We start from the raw sequence: 15,557 nt of genomic DNA, 5'->3' as shown, positions 1-15,557 counted from the left end.
GGCTTACTTGATATTGAGGTCTTTTTCAATCTTTTTCAACTTGGAATCGATGCGGAAAAGGTTGACGGCCAATCCTGCGAAAACAACGGCTACTACCGCCACCACGACCCAGATTTTACCGTCGGCGCGGAGCTTGTCGGCCATCGCTACGGACGTATCGCCTTCCTGCGCGAACGCACGGCCGCAAATGGCCAGCAGGGTCAGGAGGATAAGGGAAATTCTTTTCATTGTATATATGAGTGGACTAAACCTAAACGAAATTTTACTTTGAAACGTTTGTAAATGGGCCAAATCAGGCCAAAATGCTCACAATTTGCCCGAATCGATCAATGCCTCCTCGCGCACGCGGTTGATTTGCTTGATACGGATGCGGAGCTCGGCGATCCAGAGTCCCAGCAGTATGTAACCGATCACAGCCGGGTAAAAAACCTTTCTGATATTGTTGTCAAAATCATAAGACCCGAAGGTACTGTTGCCTCCGCTGCCGGGGTGTAACGAGTCGGTAAGGCGGGGCAGGATGTAAATGATCGGGATAAAAACGGCAAATGCAAAAATGTTGTAAACCGAAGAAATCCGTGCCCGGCGCTGCTCGTCCTCGAAGGAGCTTCGCAGGAGCAGGTAGGCCAGGTAAATGAGTATGCCTACGGCCGCACCATTCAATTTCGGGTCGTTCGGCCAGGGATCTCCCCAGGTGTAATTGGCCCAGACGGAGCCTGTCAGGCAGCCTAGTATGCCAAAGAAAATAGCGGCTTTCGCTACTTCGCTGGCAATGTCGTCATCTTTGATATTCCCTTTCATTAAATAACGGACCGAAAATACCATCGATAGCAGCAGCAACGTGGTCATGGCAAGCCAAAGCGCCACGTGGAAGTAAGTATTGCGGATACTTTCATTGATAATGGCAAGGCGTGGAACGGGACCGATAAATCCCATGATGATCACATAGAAGATGATCACGACACAGAGGATTTTCCACCAGATCTTTCTCATTTTAAACTAATACTTTAAAGTTGTGCCCTGTAACCTGCTGTTTTTCAGCTTCTCCATAAATATGGAAAAAGCAGGTAAGAGAGCGTAATTACTATCAGATCGATCGATAATAGTGTGGTGATTTCATCGGTGCTGACCGACCAATCGAGACCGTCCATGGCATTTTTGGCCAGGCGGATGGTCATCAGGAGCATCGGCAGAATAATCGGGAAGCTCAGGACGGCCATCAGCGTGGCGCTATTGTCGGCCTTGGAGGCAATGCCCGCGATGAGTGTAAGTACGGAAGCAAAACCTGTGGATGCCAGCAGGATACAGATTGAAAACAGACCGTTGTCCTGGATCGGGTTACCCATTACAAATGCATAGAATACAAATCCGAGTCCGGATAACACAGTCATTACCAGCGAGTTATAGATGATTTTGGAAATGATAATGGCCTGAGGGCTGCACAGGTTGTAATAATAGAGCAACCGCCCGTGACGTTCCTGCGAAAAACTTTTTGCAATGGCATTCACCGCCGTGAAGAGCAGAATAATCCAGAATAATGTATTCCAGACGATCGGTGTGAGCTGGTTGCGGCGGAGATTAAAACTAAGGTAGCAGACAAACACCGTGCTGACCACGTAGAGCAACATCCCGCTCAGGGCGTATTTCTGGCGCCATTCGAGTGTTACTTCTTTCCAGATCAGGGTCTTAATCTCGTTCAAGGTGATTGGTGTGAGCCTTCGGCTTTACGCTTTCGGCATTCGGTTTGCTTTTGTAATGTAACCAGCGTCGCTTTTTCCGGCCTCGGGACTTCGTTTCGCGCTGCAAAAGTACGACACAAAGCCGGAGGGAAATAATAAAACGATCAGGATTTTGAATGATTTAACGACCGGTAGGCACATTAGGGAAAGTAAAGTTTGATTTACCGTCTGAGAGTGCTTTATTTGTACTTTAAATAAAATGAATCTAAATAAGGAACGTATGTCGGCTCGTACCGTTTCCCACCTCAAAAAGGGTGAAAAGGGCATAATCAAATCATTTACAGACCGCGCGATGTCGCTGAAACTGCTCGAAATGGGCTGTTTGCCAGGCTGCGAAGTACGGTTGGATGCGATTGCTCCCTTCGGTGACCCGATCTGCATCAACGTTGGCGGCCATTACAGCCTGTCGTTGCGTTTGAACGAAGCCGCAGTAATTGAATTAGAGTAAAGATTGCGTTCCGCATACAGCCTCTCCATTGAAACAGGGAAATATTAAAGTTGCGCTGGTAGGTAACCCGAATGCCGGCAAGTCTACGCTATTTAATGCACTCACCGGAATGCGCCAGAAAACGGGCAATTTTCCGGGTGTGACGGTCGAGAAAAAATCCGGAACATTCCGTATTGCCGGTGCGAATGGTCACGACGATTCGCATGTGACACTGGTTGATTTGCCGGGTACATATAGTATTTATCCCAAATCGAAGGACGAAACGGTGGTGATGGACATCCTCGCCAATCCCAAACATCCTGATTTTCCCGATGTGGTGGTTATCGTCGCCGACGCGTCCAATTTGCAAAGAAACTTGCTCCTTTTTACTGAAATAAGCGATCTGGGAATTCCTTCCGTGCTGGCTTTGAACATGCTGGACGTAGCTGAAAGTATGAACCTGACCGTGAATGCAGTGCAATTGGCCATGCAGCTGAATGTGCCCGTCGTGCGCATCAACGCGCGTACAGGCGAGGGTATGAAGGGGCTGAAAGAGGCTGTAAAGCAGGTTGTTGAGCGGACGGAAAAGCCTGCATTGCAGTATTTTTACGAACCCAAAGAAAATGAAATAGGGCTGATCAACGAGGTGAAAGAGATTCATCAGCTCGATAATGATTACGTGGCATTACAATATGTCTGCCAGCACGATAATTTCTCCTTCCTCGAACAGCCGGTAAGGGCCAAACTCGACGCATTGATCGAGAAATACGGTTTCGACGAAAATAACTTCCTTGCCAACGAGACCGTAGCACGCTACGAAAAGATCAAACCGATCGTGTCCAAAGCCGTCAGGTCGGAAGGAACGATCGAGCAGCCATACTGGACCCGCAAGCTCGACGGCATCTTGCTGCACCGCGTTTGGGGTTACGTTACATTCGCTTTGGTATTACTCGTCGTATTTCAGGCCATTTTCGCCTGGGCGTCCTACCCGATGGACATGATCGACGCCGGTACCGCCGCCGCAATTGAGTGGGTGAAAGGAGCATTGCCTCCGGGCGTACTGAACGACCTGCTCACTGATGGTATCATGGCCGGTGTCGGCGGTATTATCATATTCATCCCGCAAATCGCTATCCTTTTTGCTTTGGTCGCCATCCTGGAAGAATCGGGCTATATGGCGCGGGTAATGGTGATCATGGACAAGCTCATGCGACGCTTCGGACTCAATGGCCGCAGTGTGGTGCCGCTCATTTCCGGTGTGGCCTGTGCTGTACCGGCTATCATGACGACCCGCAGCATCAGCGGCCGCTACGAGCGCCTGCTGACCATCCTGGTAACGCCATTAATGAGTTGCTCCGCGCGTTTACCTATTTACGCCATACTGATTGCCGTGGTAGTACCGGAAACGAAAGTGCTGGGCATATTTAACGTGCAGGGTTTGGTACTTTTCGGTCTTTATCTGCTTGGATTGCTCGGCGCATTAGGCTCTGCCTGGTTGTTGTCATTGTTTATTCCAAGAAAAGAACCGAGCTATTTTATGCTCGAAATGCCGTCCTATAAGCTGCCGCGCTGGGGACATGTCGGGTTTACGATGTACGAAAGTGTTAAATCCTTTGTACTCGAAGCCGGTAAGGTCATTATGGCGATTTCCATTATCCTTTGGGTATTGGCTTCCTACGGCCCGGGTGACAGCATGGATGTAGCCGAACAGCAGGTTGTCGCTTCCATGAATGCGGCTCCGCAGGAGGAAATTGATGCCGCCGTTGCGTCTGCAAGACTGGAAAGCTCCTATGCAGGTCAGTTTGGACGCTTTATCGAGCCGGTGATCAAGCCAATAGGTTACGACTGGAAGATCGGCATTGCATTGCTCGCGTCATTTGCAGCCCGCGAAGTGTTTGTAGGGACCATGGCTACGATTTATAGCATCAGCGGGGATACGGAGGATGTTCTCACAGTAAAACAAAGGCTCATTCAGGAAAAGAACCCTGAAACCGGCGGGCAGATGTTCACGCCGGCCGTTTGCTACTCCCTATTAATATTCTACGTATTCGCGATGATGTGTATGAGCACCATCGCCGTAGTCTACCGCGAAACACACGGCTGGAAATGGCCATTGATCCAGCTGGCTTACCTGAGCGTGCTGGCTTACGTTTCGGCGTTTGTGGTTTATCAGGTGTTGAGTTAGAATGTGTAGAGGTCGCAAAGGAAGTTCATTATGCAGCTTCATTGATTGCCCGGCCGGATACGAGCATTTTGGCATAATTCAGACTAGCTAGGATATCTTCCCTTTCAAGTTCCGGGTGATCTTCCAGGATTTCGGTGATCTCCATTCCCGAACCCAGCATGTCGATAATGACTTCAACAGGCCAACGCATTCCCCGGATACAAGGTTTGCCGTGGCAAATGGCTGGATCGATCGTGATTCTTTCGAGAAATTCCATAAGAAATAAATGGTTGATTAACCAAATTTAACTCAAATCGTACGAGTTACCAACCTAAATGCTCCACAACATCCGAAGCGATCAGCGCCGTTTGTCCGCGTGCTTCTGCGGCGCGGTCACCGGCGAGGCCGTGTTGGTAAACGCCTAATATTGCGGCGTCGGCCGGGTTGTATTTCTGGGCCAGCAGACTGGTGATAATGCCGGTAAGTACGTCGCCGGTGCCGCCGGTAGCCATTCCCGGATTGCCGGTAGAATTGAAATGGACTTCGCCATTGGGTAGGACAACAGCCGTATTTGCGCCTTTCAGACAAATAATAACCTTGTATTTGGCGGCAAATGCCTGCGCTTTTTCCAGTCGGTCATATTCATTGCTGTTTTCACCTGCCAGGCGCTGGAATTCCTTTGGATGCGGGGTAAGGATCGTGTTTTCCGGCAGCTTGTAAAGGAAATGCCGGTTGGTTGAAAGGATGTTCAATGCATCCGCGTCGATGATCAGAGGTACTTTGGCCTGTTCCAGTACTTTTTCCAATGCTTTTACTGTCGCTGCGTCCTGTCCGATACCCGGCCCGATGCCGATAGCCGTCGCGGACGTCAGATCCGGGGCCTTGCTGATATATTTCTCCGATTCATCGACGGTCGCCATCGCTTCCGGAACTGATATTTGGGTGATCTCATACCCGCACGCGGGCACGTGCATCGTGAGCAGGCCTACGCCCGAGCGCAGGCAAGCTTTTCCCGACAGAACGGCAGCGCCCATCTTGCCGTAGCTTCCCGCGATGATTACCGCGTGGCCGTAGGTGCCTTTGTGCGAGAATTTCTGTCTGGGTTTAATACGCTTTTCGGCTTCGGACCTATCAGTGAAATAGTAGTCGGTGCTGGTGTCTGCGATGTATGCCGAGCTCAGACCAATATCAACAACATGCCATTCACCCACGTATTCGGCATTCTGTGGTAGCATGAATGCGAGTTTCGGTAACTGAAATGTGATCGTGTACCGGGGTTTGATAATAATATCGGAAGGATTATTAGGCTGATCGGTATAGAGGCCGCTGGCGATGTCGACTGCTATCAGTTTATTGGGCAGGCTATTCAAATACTTAACTACAATGCCCAGCAGGCCCTCAACCGGCCGCGACAGGCCGGAACCGAGCAATGCATCGATACACACAACCTGCCTGCTTAGCTGCGGAAGATCGTTTTCCGACTGTATACGCCGGGGGGTAAGATGGTTGCCCAGCCGCAAAAAGTTCTGATGGAAATCGTCGGTAGCATGCAGGGTGTATTCAACGACAAAAACCTGGACATCATAGCCACAGCTGCTCAGAATGCGTGCGATCGCCAGGCCGTCGCCGCCATTGTTGCCCTTGCCGCAGAAGATGGCGATAGGCCGGGTACTTACATATTGATTACAAAACCAGCGTACAAATGCCTGTGAGGCGCGCTCCATGAGGTTAATGGAAGTAATAGGCTCGTGTGCGATCGTGTGGGCGTCCATCGCCCGGATCTGTTCTACGTTGAAAATCTTCATGATAGTCACGGGAAAAGCTTTTACTTGAAAAAAAATAGTGCTAGATTTGCACTCGTTTTCTCAAAAGCTGTTTTGAATGAAGGGGCGTCACCCCGTCCGCTGGGAGCAAGCTATCATTTTAAATCCATAAAATCACTCGTCATGAGCGAACTTATTAAACTCGTAGAAGCTACGATTGAAAATCGTAAATCCGAGTATCCTGATTTCAAATCAGGCGACACGATCAACGTTCACGTGAAGATCCGTGAAGGTAACAAAGAGCGTATCCAGCAGTTCCAGGGTACCGTTATGCAGCGTCGTAACGTAAACGGAGCTGGCGAAACTTTTACAGTACGTAAAATTTCGAACGGTATCGGTGTTGAACGTGTTTTCCCAATCCTTTCACCAAGCATCGCGAAAATCGAATTGATTCGTCGTGGTAAGGTACGTCGTTCACGTCTGTTCTTCTTGCGTGGCCGTCAGGGTAAAGCCGCTCGTATTAAAGAGCTTAAAACAACGAAGTAATCCAAAAGATCTTCGGCACGAAATTTTAAAACCCTGCAAGCGAATTTTTCTTGCAGGGTTTTGTTTTTTATTCGGGTTAGAAGCAATAAGCCGTAGGCTATAAGCTGCTTTGACACCTGTGATTTTTATACAGCTTACGGCCTATGGCTTACAGCTTAAAGCTTTTGAAAAATGACTATTCCATTTTATAAATATCAGGGAACGGGCAATGACTTTGTTATGGTCGACGACCGCGACTTGCAATTCCCGGTTTCAAAAGAACTGATCGCCTCCATTTGCCACCGTCGTTTCGGGGTGGGTTCTGACGGCCTCATTCTGCTCCAAAATGCCGACGGCTACGATTTCCGCATGGTATACTTCAATGCCGATGGCGGAGAAGGCAGTATGTGCGGCAATGGCGGCCGGTGTGTGGTGCGTTTTGCAAACGATCTCGGACTTTTCAAGGAATACACCAAATTCATCGCCGTCGACGGCGAGCATGAGGCAACGGTTTCGGGCGATACCATTCGACTGAAAATGTCGAATGTGAATGGCGTGGAACAATATGAGGAATACGATTTTATGAATACCGGCTCGCCGCATTATGTGACGTACGTGGACGATATTCACGAAGCGGATGTGGTCAATATCGGCAGCGAAATCCGGTATGGCTCCGTTTATGGCCCAAAAGGTGGTACGAATGTGAATTTTGTGGAGGTGATAGAAGATAATCACCTGAGCGTGCGCACCTACGAGCGTGGCGTAGAAGATGAAACCTTCTCCTGCGGAACGGGCGTAACGGCCTGCGCATTATCCGCGCATATCCGCGAAGGTTGGGAAGGACCCGTGCAGGTAGAAACAATCGGGGGAACCCTGGCGGTAGAATACGAGGATGCCGGTGATGGTCAATTTAAAGATATTTACCTGATAGGCCCCGCAGTGCGCGTATTTGAAGGTGCTCTAAAAATATAGGTTATTAAAATATAAGTCGAAAGCCTCGCAAATCCTGGTGATCTGCGAGGCTTTTCATTTTTATTCGGATTCGATAATGCCGCCTTTTACATGATAGATGTGCTTGTCGGCCCATTCCGGGACGCGGCAGTAATCCATCGCTGCTACTTTGCTTCGGACACCGTTGGTACAAATAACCACGATGGTTTGATAAGGGGCCACCAGCGGCCGTTTTTCCCTGATCTCCGCCAGGGGAATATTAATTCCTCCTTCATTGAATTCCTCAAACTCCCAGCTTTCACGCACATCTACCAGCAAGGTATCCGGGTGTTTGGTCAATGCAAGCGCCTGCGGAAGGTCGATATCCGAGTAGGTTTTTTTTGACATACTACCAATTACCTGCCCAGTGCGTACGGATGGTCGTTCACCACCGGGATATTTTTAGCGATCAGCTTATGAATGTCTTTGAGATAAGTCTTTTCGTCCCTGTCGCAGAATGACAGCGCAATGCCTTTCGCCCCTGCGCGGCCGGTACGACCGATACGGTGAACGTAGGTCTCAGGAATATTCGGGATTTCGTAGTTGATCACGTGCGTCAGATCATCCACATCGATACCGCGTGCTGCGATGTCGGTGGCAACCAGGACGCGGGTGGTCTGGCTTTTGAAATTCTTTAATGCATTCTGCCGGGCTGTCTGCGACTTGTTGCCGTGGATCGCTTCGGAAGTAACGCCAGCTTTTCGCAATACTTTCACCACCTTGTCGGCCCCGTGTTTGGTACGCGTGAAAACCAACGCCGTGGCAATGGATTCGTCTTTGAGAATATGCAGCAACAGTGAGTTTTTGTCCGATTTATCTACAAAAAACACGGATTGGCGAATGGTGTCGGCTGTCGAAGAAACGGGGGTAACTTCCACTTTTGCCGGGTTTCTCAGAATGGTACCTGCAAGCGTAACGATCGCTGGTGGCATTGTAGCTGAGAAGAACAACGACTGGCGCTTGGCAGGCAGCAGCTTGATTATTTTTTTAACATCATGCACAAACCCCATGTCGAGCATACGGTCGGCTTCGTCGAGGACGAAAAATTCCAGCTGGTTCAGTTTAATGAATCCCTGATTGATCAGATCCAGCAAACGGCCAGGTGTGGCGATGAGTACATCTACACCCTTTTGCAACGCGTCGGTCTGCGGTTTTTGACCTACACCACCGAAAACTACCGTATGTTTAATACGCGTATGGCGTCCGTAGGCAGCGAAACTTTCGCCGATCTGGATCGCGAGCTCGCGGGTAGGGGTCAAAATCAATGCGCGGATACGGCTCTTTTCGAATTTCCCGACCGGGTTGTCATGCATCAATTGCAGCATGGGAATCGCAAAAGCGGCGGTTTTTCCGGTGCCTGTCTGCGCACAGCCCAGCAAGTCTTTACTTTCTAAAATAACCGGAATAGCTTTGGCCTGGATGGGAGTGGGAGTGGTGTATCCTTCTTCTTGGAGAGCCTTTTTGATAGGCTCTATGAGTTTTAAATCCTGAAATGTCATTTGATCTTTTTAATGGCTGCGTGATGATCATCCATTTTAAACGCAGCCTGCATAATATGAATCGGCCGATCCGGCCAGGTGTATAACAGAAGTATGTTTTTAAACGTTCAGTGAGTACACTTGGCAAAAGTACTCACTTATCGTGTAAATTTGATCATCATTCATCAACACAGCAACACTATGGGCAGGATTATTACCTTCACATTCTTATTGTCCGTCATCTTCACTGCCGTTTACGCGCAGGACGTCCTGGTGCGGAGGAACGGCTCTATCATCGAAGGAAAGGTGGTGGAAGTCGGTATCGACAAGGTATCGTACAAGATTAGTCAGGAGGCCAATGCGGCTAATTTCGTCGTAAGGAAGAACGAATTGCTGCGGATCGAGTTTGGGAACGGGCAGACTATCTGGTTCGACAAACGTCGCGAACGCAGTAGCGAGCGCAGCAGCGCGCAAGCTCACGAGCGGAATTCACCGGTGGTCCAGGACGAACCGATGGGCAAGAATAAAGTTGACTTTTCAGCCTTCAAAGCCTTGGACAGCGGGCCGGGTTTTGGGATCAGCTATGAAAGGATTTTGGATAAAAACGGCTATTTCGGATTGCTTTTGCCGTTTACAGTCACTATTTCGGACAGCTATTACTTCCCGATCGGATCAGAAACGAGCAATAACGAGGAGATGTATTATTTTTCCCCAAGCTTGAAAGTTTATCCCTTCGGCCAGAAACGGGTTACTTACGCAGTCGGCCCTACGCTTTATGCCGGTGCCGGTAAACGTTGGTACAACTATACGGACTATAATCCGACAACACAGGTGTACACCAGCCGCGAAGAGGAAAGGGAACGCTTCCGGATGGGAATGATCGTTAACAATTACGTGAATTTCCAGATCACGAAACATTTCCAGATCGGTCTGAATGCAGGGGTAGGCCCGCGGTACATCGATCGTGAAAAATTCAAATCGACTACTTACAAGACCAGCGGAATGGATATAACCGGCGAGTTTAACTTCAATCTGGGATTCCGGTTCTGATCATTTCACGACGCGGAAAACGGGATAGCGCATGTATTCCTTTTCCGCGTAATCTGAATTTTTATAGATAAAATCCAGCTGGGCGTTGCCGTTTTTGGCAAACTCGGGATCGCTTTTGCGTTTCTCATCGAGCTTTGCTTTCAACACAGGTGATTTTTTGACCAAATCCGAAGCCAAATCTTCAAAAACATAACCCGAATAGTGCTCCTTAGCCTGCAAAATGGTGTCAAAGAAATTCCATTTGAAAAACGAATCGACAGCTTTCGGTTCCAGGGTTTCGATGATATAGCGGTTGGTAGATTGATTAACAGGAACATACCAATCCCCTTTTTTGAATGAGCGTTTCTGTTTCTCAGTCCTTAATTTGACGGAAGTGTGCCAGTAATGTCCTTCAAATGGCTGCTTTGGCGTTTCCAGTTCTTCGATATCGTAAGTTTCCACATTCATTTCCGAATCCTTTGCGAGCGCATTCATTTGCACGCCGTTCAACCGCAGCAGCTCAACGATATTATGCCAGCCCTGGGGAATGATATAAGCTTCCGGGCGTGTCACTTCATCCAGGGGAATGTAGGTGTCGTAAAATGGAATCTCCTTCGTAAACGGTTTCGACCGGTCGTAATGCAGCCTGGGCAGCCCGCTTACTTCGCTGGGAATATACTCTGGTTCGTAGCCTTTGAATGTAATGGTAGATTGTTTTGATTTGTCGACCTGCCAGCTGATAGCGAATTTTTCCTGCTTTTTTACAGCTTCCTTCGTCTCGTTCCGAAGTTTCAGCAGCGTTTTGCGATGTGTAGCCAGGAACTTGATATTACCATGCAAATAAGCATAGGTGGATTTTACACGTTGGTCGTAGGGTTTCAGCATGTGTGTTTCTGTCATCACACCGATGGTATGAAACAAGGCCGCGTAGCCGGTGGAATAACGCGGCCAGTCGGGAAATTGGACAAAGCCTTTGTCGGGCGTTTGCCCGTATGCATTCACATAAGGCGTCGCCTCAAAACCTGCCTCTTTTAAATGCCTGTACATATAGGGTAGGAAAACCTTGTCGTTGAAATCACCGAGCGGGCCGCCTAGCTTGTCTTTCTGAGCATAATCGAGCGTCATTACATACTGATAATCGGCCCCGTTGCTCACATGCGTATCCGCGAAGAGATCGGGATCGAGCTCGTGGAATATGGCTGCGAAGCTTCGGGCATTTCGGGTATCTGCTTTGATAAAATCCCTGTTCAGATCATAGTTCCGTGCATTCCCGCGGAAACCATACTCCTCCGGCCCATTCTGGTTGGTGCGCGTAGTACTGTTACGGTTCAATGCACCACCGATGTTGTAGAATGGGATAATCGCTACCACAATGCTATCCAGTTCGGGGAATCTGGCGGGGTGGACGAGGATATCGCGCAGGAGCATCATCGAAGCGTCCACGCCATCGGGCTCTCCCGGGTGAATGGCGTTGTTGATGAACAGAATAGCCTTTCCCTGGGCTTTCAGTTTCCGTATATCGAAGACCTTACTTTTGGAATACAGTACTAAATGCAACGGCTTGCCGCTATCGGTACCGCCTTTTTCCTGCATTTGCACCTGCGGAAAGCTTTGGGCGAGCTGCCGGTAAAAAGCGATACCTTCCTCGTAGGTGGGAGTTTGTTTGCCGCCGCTTTTTTCAAAACGGGTCTGGTGCTGGGCGGTTGCGGTAAATGCGATGCCCGGCAGGAAGCCCGGCAGGATGCCTAGCAGGAATAGGGTTAGTTTGGAGCGCATCAGTGGAGTGAGATATCAGTATTTATATTGTTCGATCAGCTGAAGATAAGGATGAAGACCGTGATGAATGAAAACGTTCTTGTCTGAATCTTCAAACTGCTTATAGTATTCGTCGTCGGCGAGCAGTACCACCGTTGGCCCGGTACGCACGTAGTTGCTGCTTTTGTAAAAGATAGGCGACTGGTACTCCGGCAGGTTTTTGGAAACAATTTTCCCCGCATACTTGCCAAGGTATTTCTCGTAATTACGCTGCGCCTTTTCGCTCGGCTTTCTCAAACCCTTGTAAGCATGGCGCATACCGATGCGCGCAATGAGTTTTTGCTTTTTAATGATACCGTCGATATTCTTGAAGGGATTGGTATGGTTGAAATCCGCGAGGGTTTGCACCGAAAACGGCACTTCCGGGACCCAGTCGGCCGAGTTGACGACATTATAGCCCCAGCCGCCATCGATCAAATGTTCATACTCGTATGCAAAATAGGTATTGCCCACTTTGGGCGCCGCACTGGCGTAGGTCTTGAAACGAATATCTTTGGGCAACGAACCCTGTTTTTGAAGGGAATACAAATGGGCCGTCAGCAGATAACTGAGTGCACCGCCCTGGCTATGGCCCATGATCAGAAAATCCCTGACACCGGTTTTGTACAGGGAATCAATTTTGGGTACAATATCCCTGGCAAGATATGCCGTGCCGATCAGCCAGCCAATGTGCACGGCCGCTTTGGGATTATCCGCCAAATGGTATTTAAATGTATAATCATTGGTGATTTTGAGCTCTCCACGGCCTGGCACCATGGCGGCATAGAAGTTTTCCAGCCAGCCCACGGCATTCATCGTTGTGCCCCGGAGGTTGATCACCCCTACCGATGATTTGCTTTTCCAAAGCCCCCATCGGTTGTCGAGGCCCATGACGGGCGATGTGTAAATGGAGTCGAACTTCGTAGGCCTGGGCACTTTAAACTTTTGGCGGTTGGTCATGGCCGTGTCGTACAGCAGGGCGTGCATATATACGAGTTCCTGGTATTCGGCCTTATCAAAGCCCGATTTTAGCTTTCCGGTTTGTGAAAACGAGGACTGAGTGGTAAGTATGCCAAGGATTAAGGCAACTACCCGGTATAAATGCCTGGTCAGGCATGGTTTGAAACTTGCCAGGGGCTTTTGCATATTGATCGGAAGCGTTGAAACAGGCAAACTTAGAATCACTAATGTAGGAAAACAATCGATGCAACGGGATTTTCACGCTTTCAAATCGTTTTTCGGACCCATTTTCACGCCGTTCTTTCAAATTAGAATACTATTAGAGTTTGCCCGCCAGGCTCGTTTGACTTGGAATGCCCGCCCGGAATTCTTTATTTTTGGTTAGTCTAAAAAATATTTTCATGGAGCTCTATTATTCTTTTTCTGCGTTAATCGTCCTCTCTGCGATATTTTCTTACCTGAATTCCCGGTTTTTGAAATTGCCTCCATCCATCGGCGTCATGGTGATCGCATTGATGGTTTCGTTAGGGCTTATCGCCACCGACAGCATATTTCCGCGCACATTCATCCGCATCTCGACCCTTATTGCGAGCGTGGACCTCACGGAGATACTCATGGGCGCAATGCTCAATTTCCTGCTTTTCGCGGGCGCTATCCATCTGCATTTGGAAGACCTGCGGGAACAGCGCCTGCCCGTGATTATTTTCTCCACCGTCAGCGTGGTGATATCGACCTTCGTGATCGGTTTTCTGATGTATTACATTCTTCCTTTGCTGGGCATTGCCATTCCCCTCATTCAATGTCTTGTATTCGGAGCATTGATTTCGCCTACCGATCCCATCGCCGTGCTCGGTATCCTCAAACAGGCTGGCGTCCCCAAGTCGCTCGAAACGAAGATCGCAGGCGAATCACTTTTCAATGACGGTATGGCCGTGGTGGTGTTTATTCTTATGCTTGCGCTGGCAAGGGGCGAAGAGGTGAACACTTCGTTTACCGGTATTGCCGGATTGTTTGTGAAGGAGGCAATCGGTGGCATTGTGCTGGGCCTGGCGCTTGGTTTTGTCGGTTCTAAAATGATGTACCGGGTGGATGGCTACAATGTACACGTGCTCATTACCCTGGCGATCGTGATGGGCGGGCACCTCGCGGCGCAGGCGCTGCATATGTCGGGCCCGCTGGCGATGGTGGCTGCCGGCCTGGTAGTAGGTAATTATGGTAAAAACCCGGGTGCTGTTTCGGATACCGAGCGGGACTATATTGACAAATTCTGGGAGCTTATCGACGAAATCCTGAATGCGATCCTGTTCCTGATCATCGGTTTCGAATTGCTGCTGATCCCGGACATGAAGCAATTCGGCTGGGCCGGTCTGGCTGCGATCATCGTGGTGCTTTCAGCACGGTTTATTTCAATCTACATTCCAGTTAGACTGATCCCGTTCAAGACGCGCTTCGGGAAGAAATCGATTACCATATTGGTATGGGGAGGCTTGCGGGGAGGCGTATCCATTGCTTTGGCATTATCTATTGATCAGCATCTCAATAAAGACTTCCTGCTCGCGATTACCTATTTTGTGGTTCTGTTCTCGATCATTGTCCAGGGGCTCACGGTTGGTAAGCTCACTGCCCGGTTTCCGGACGAGGAAGAAGTGGTCGCCTAGGATGTCGGCGCCACTACGAGCCGGTTGATCAGCGCATTGATTTTGTTCAGCCAGAGCGTTTGCCCTTCGCAAGTCCAGTGCGAATCGCCTTTCAAATAAGCGGAACGACCCATGCGCCGGAAATCGGCCAGGACATCGACATACGGTATGTCTAGTTTGGGATGATTGTAAACCCTTTCGATCAGATTGTTGTACTGGCCACCATAATCCGGGCTTAGCACTGATACCTTGTTGGGGATAATGCTGAGTAGCACATTATCGAAACCGAGCGAATCGGCAAAATCGCGGCTGGCATTCAGGTTGGTGATCATCGAATCAACCTCCGTGGCGCGAACCGGTGTGAATGCCGAAGTAATATGCGGCGTGTCGGTATCCATGTAATACACGATGTCACGATCACCGTTCACCAGCGTTACACCAGTGCCAACCCGGTTGAAAAACCGGTGGTTGAAATCCGCTTTCCATTCTTTCATGCGTAACACGAAGTCGTTCTGGAACAGAAAACCGTCAAGCCTGTCGGCGGTATGTGAGCCTTTGAATGCCTCGTCGAGCCGGTACATGAATTTAGCAGGAGCCCCGTTCCGCAGAAATGTCGCTGTGTCGGGAACGAGTACCGTTAGAGGCGATGATGCGAATTTCTGGCGGAAATGCCGTTCGACGCTTTCGATCAGCAGGATATTGTGTTCGGTCGTATCGAGTTTGATATGCAGGAAGTCCGACCATTTTACCCAGGTGTATTCATCCACCGGAAAGTCTTTCTTTTCAACCCTCCCTTTTTCGGTAAAACTGTCGCCTATAACATACAAATGCACCTTTTTGGCCGATTGCGGCCGGGCTGGGGGCGTATAACCGGTGCATTGGTGGCGTGGGTCGCGAAACTCCGGGAGGTTAGAGAGTTTGTATAAATCGCCGTACTGGTAACCGTCTTCCACGACCTGCTCTTTCCAAAGCCAGGGTAAAATGCTCGGGCTGAGGCCCACGGTCCAGATGATGCAGCCAGCGGCCAGGACGATATATCTTAAAATTTTCATAG

At 49.4% G+C, this 15,557-nt stretch carries 16 protein-coding genes; 6 read left to right on the top strand and 10 right to left on the bottom strand.

All coding sequences use genetic code 11. The features are described from left to right. Positions 1–3 precede the first annotated feature (3 nt). From AAHB90_RS21380 to AAHB90_RS21370, 3 genes are all read right to left on the bottom strand, one after another. Positions 4–228, bottom strand: coding sequence for a CcmD family protein (locus AAHB90_RS21380; RefSeq protein ID WP_342087237.1), 225 nt, complete (start codon positions 226–228; stop codon positions 4–6). A gap of 78 nt (positions 229–306) precedes the next feature. After that, complete coding sequence (ccsA, locus tag AAHB90_RS21375) at positions 307–990, bottom strand: cytochrome c biogenesis protein CcsA (RefSeq protein ID WP_342087236.1); 684 nt, start codon at positions 988–990, stop codon at positions 307–309. A 44-nt stretch (positions 991–1,034) separates the two neighbouring features. Beyond that, entirely contained in the window at positions 1,035–1,697 is a 663-nt protein-coding gene (locus tag AAHB90_RS21370) for a heme exporter protein CcmB (RefSeq protein ID WP_342087235.1), read from the bottom strand. 259 nt (positions 1,698–1,956) lie between these two features. Between AAHB90_RS21370 and AAHB90_RS21365 the strand changes: the two genes are divergently transcribed. After that, on the top strand, positions 1,957–2,184 hold the full coding sequence (locus tag AAHB90_RS21365; RefSeq protein ID WP_019942477.1) for a FeoA family protein: 228 nt from the start codon (positions 1,957–1,959) through the stop codon (positions 2,182–2,184). Between the two features lie 28 nt (positions 2,185–2,212). Beyond that, positions 2,213–4,348: a ferrous iron transport protein B gene (gene feoB, locus AAHB90_RS21360; protein WP_342087234.1), complete on the top strand. Its 2,136-nt coding sequence runs from the start codon at positions 2,213–2,215 to the stop codon at positions 4,346–4,348. 28 nt (positions 4,349–4,376) lie between these two features. Here feoB and AAHB90_RS21355 read toward each other — a convergent pair whose 3' ends face one another. Together AAHB90_RS21355 and AAHB90_RS21350 are read right to left on the bottom strand one after the other, a co-directional pair. Further along, positions 4,377–4,604 (bottom strand): DUF433 domain-containing protein, encoded by a 228-nt coding sequence (locus AAHB90_RS21355; protein ID WP_342087233.1) that lies wholly within the window; start codon positions 4,602–4,604, stop codon positions 4,377–4,379. 46 nt (positions 4,605–4,650) lie between these two features. Further along, positions 4,651–6,132 carry an NAD(P)H-hydrate dehydratase gene (locus AAHB90_RS21350; RefSeq protein ID WP_342087232.1) on the bottom strand — a complete coding sequence of 494 codons (1,482 nt, stop codon included), beginning with the start codon at positions 6,130–6,132 and terminating at the stop codon, positions 4,651–4,653. Between the two features lie 141 nt (positions 6,133–6,273). On the opposite strand from AAHB90_RS21350, the gene rplS reads away from it, so the two are divergent. Together rplS and dapF are read left to right on the top strand one after the other, a co-directional pair. Then, the gene (gene rplS / locus AAHB90_RS21345) at positions 6,274–6,636 is read left to right on the top strand and encodes a 50S ribosomal protein L19 (protein WP_015814531.1); all 363 of its coding nucleotides are present in this window, start codon (positions 6,274–6,276) and stop codon (positions 6,634–6,636) included. Positions 6,637–6,807: 171 nt separating this feature from the next. Beyond that, positions 6,808–7,587 carry a diaminopimelate epimerase gene (dapF, locus tag AAHB90_RS21340; protein ID WP_342087231.1) on the top strand — a complete coding sequence of 260 codons (780 nt, stop codon included), beginning with the start codon at positions 6,808–6,810 and terminating at the stop codon, positions 7,585–7,587. Between the two features lie 60 nt (positions 7,588–7,647). On the opposite strand, the gene AAHB90_RS21335 is transcribed toward dapF, so the two are convergent. Together AAHB90_RS21335 and AAHB90_RS21330 are read right to left on the bottom strand one after the other, a co-directional pair. Continuing rightward, complete coding sequence (locus AAHB90_RS21335) at positions 7,648–7,953, bottom strand: rhodanese-like domain-containing protein (RefSeq protein WP_342087230.1); 306 nt, start codon at positions 7,951–7,953, stop codon at positions 7,648–7,650. 8 nt (positions 7,954–7,961) lie between these two features. After that, positions 7,962–9,104: a DEAD/DEAH box helicase gene (locus AAHB90_RS21330; protein WP_342087229.1), complete on the bottom strand. Its 1,143-nt coding sequence runs from the start codon at positions 9,102–9,104 to the stop codon at positions 7,962–7,964. Positions 9,105–9,284: 180 nt separating this feature from the next. On the opposite strand from AAHB90_RS21330, the gene AAHB90_RS21325 reads away from it, so the two are divergent. After that, complete coding sequence (locus tag AAHB90_RS21325; protein ID WP_342087228.1) at positions 9,285–10,133, top strand: hypothetical protein; 849 nt, start codon at positions 9,285–9,287, stop codon at positions 10,131–10,133. Here AAHB90_RS21325 and AAHB90_RS21320 read toward each other — a convergent pair whose 3' ends face one another. Both AAHB90_RS21320 and AAHB90_RS21315 read right to left on the bottom strand, forming a co-directional pair. Further along, complete coding sequence (locus tag AAHB90_RS21320; RefSeq protein ID WP_342087227.1) at positions 10,134–11,888, bottom strand: M14 family metallopeptidase; 1,755 nt, start codon at positions 11,886–11,888, stop codon at positions 10,134–10,136. Between the two features lie 15 nt (positions 11,889–11,903). Beyond that, positions 11,904–13,052: a lipase family protein gene (locus AAHB90_RS21315; protein ID WP_342087226.1), complete on the bottom strand. Its 1,149-nt coding sequence runs from the start codon at positions 13,050–13,052 to the stop codon at positions 11,904–11,906. Positions 13,053–13,267: 215 nt separating this feature from the next. On the opposite strand from AAHB90_RS21315, the gene AAHB90_RS21310 reads away from it, so the two are divergent. Beyond that, positions 13,268–14,524, top strand: a complete 1,257-nt coding sequence (locus AAHB90_RS21310) for a cation:proton antiporter (protein ID WP_342087225.1) — start codon at positions 13,268–13,270, stop codon at positions 14,522–14,524. Here AAHB90_RS21310 and AAHB90_RS21305 read toward each other — a convergent pair. After that, positions 14,521–15,555: a hypothetical protein gene (locus AAHB90_RS21305; protein ID WP_342087224.1), complete on the bottom strand. Its 1,035-nt coding sequence runs from the start codon at positions 15,553–15,555 to the stop codon at positions 14,521–14,523. The two genes, AAHB90_RS21310 and AAHB90_RS21305, sit on opposite strands and share 4 nt — an antisense overlap. Positions 15,556–15,557: the final 2 nt, after the last annotated feature.

The organism is Dyadobacter sp. OTU695 (assembly GCF_038440355.1).
Classification (GTDB): domain Bacteria; phylum Bacteroidota; class Bacteroidia; order Cytophagales; family Spirosomataceae; genus Dyadobacter.
This window is presented reverse-complemented; position numbering and strand designations above follow the sequence as displayed.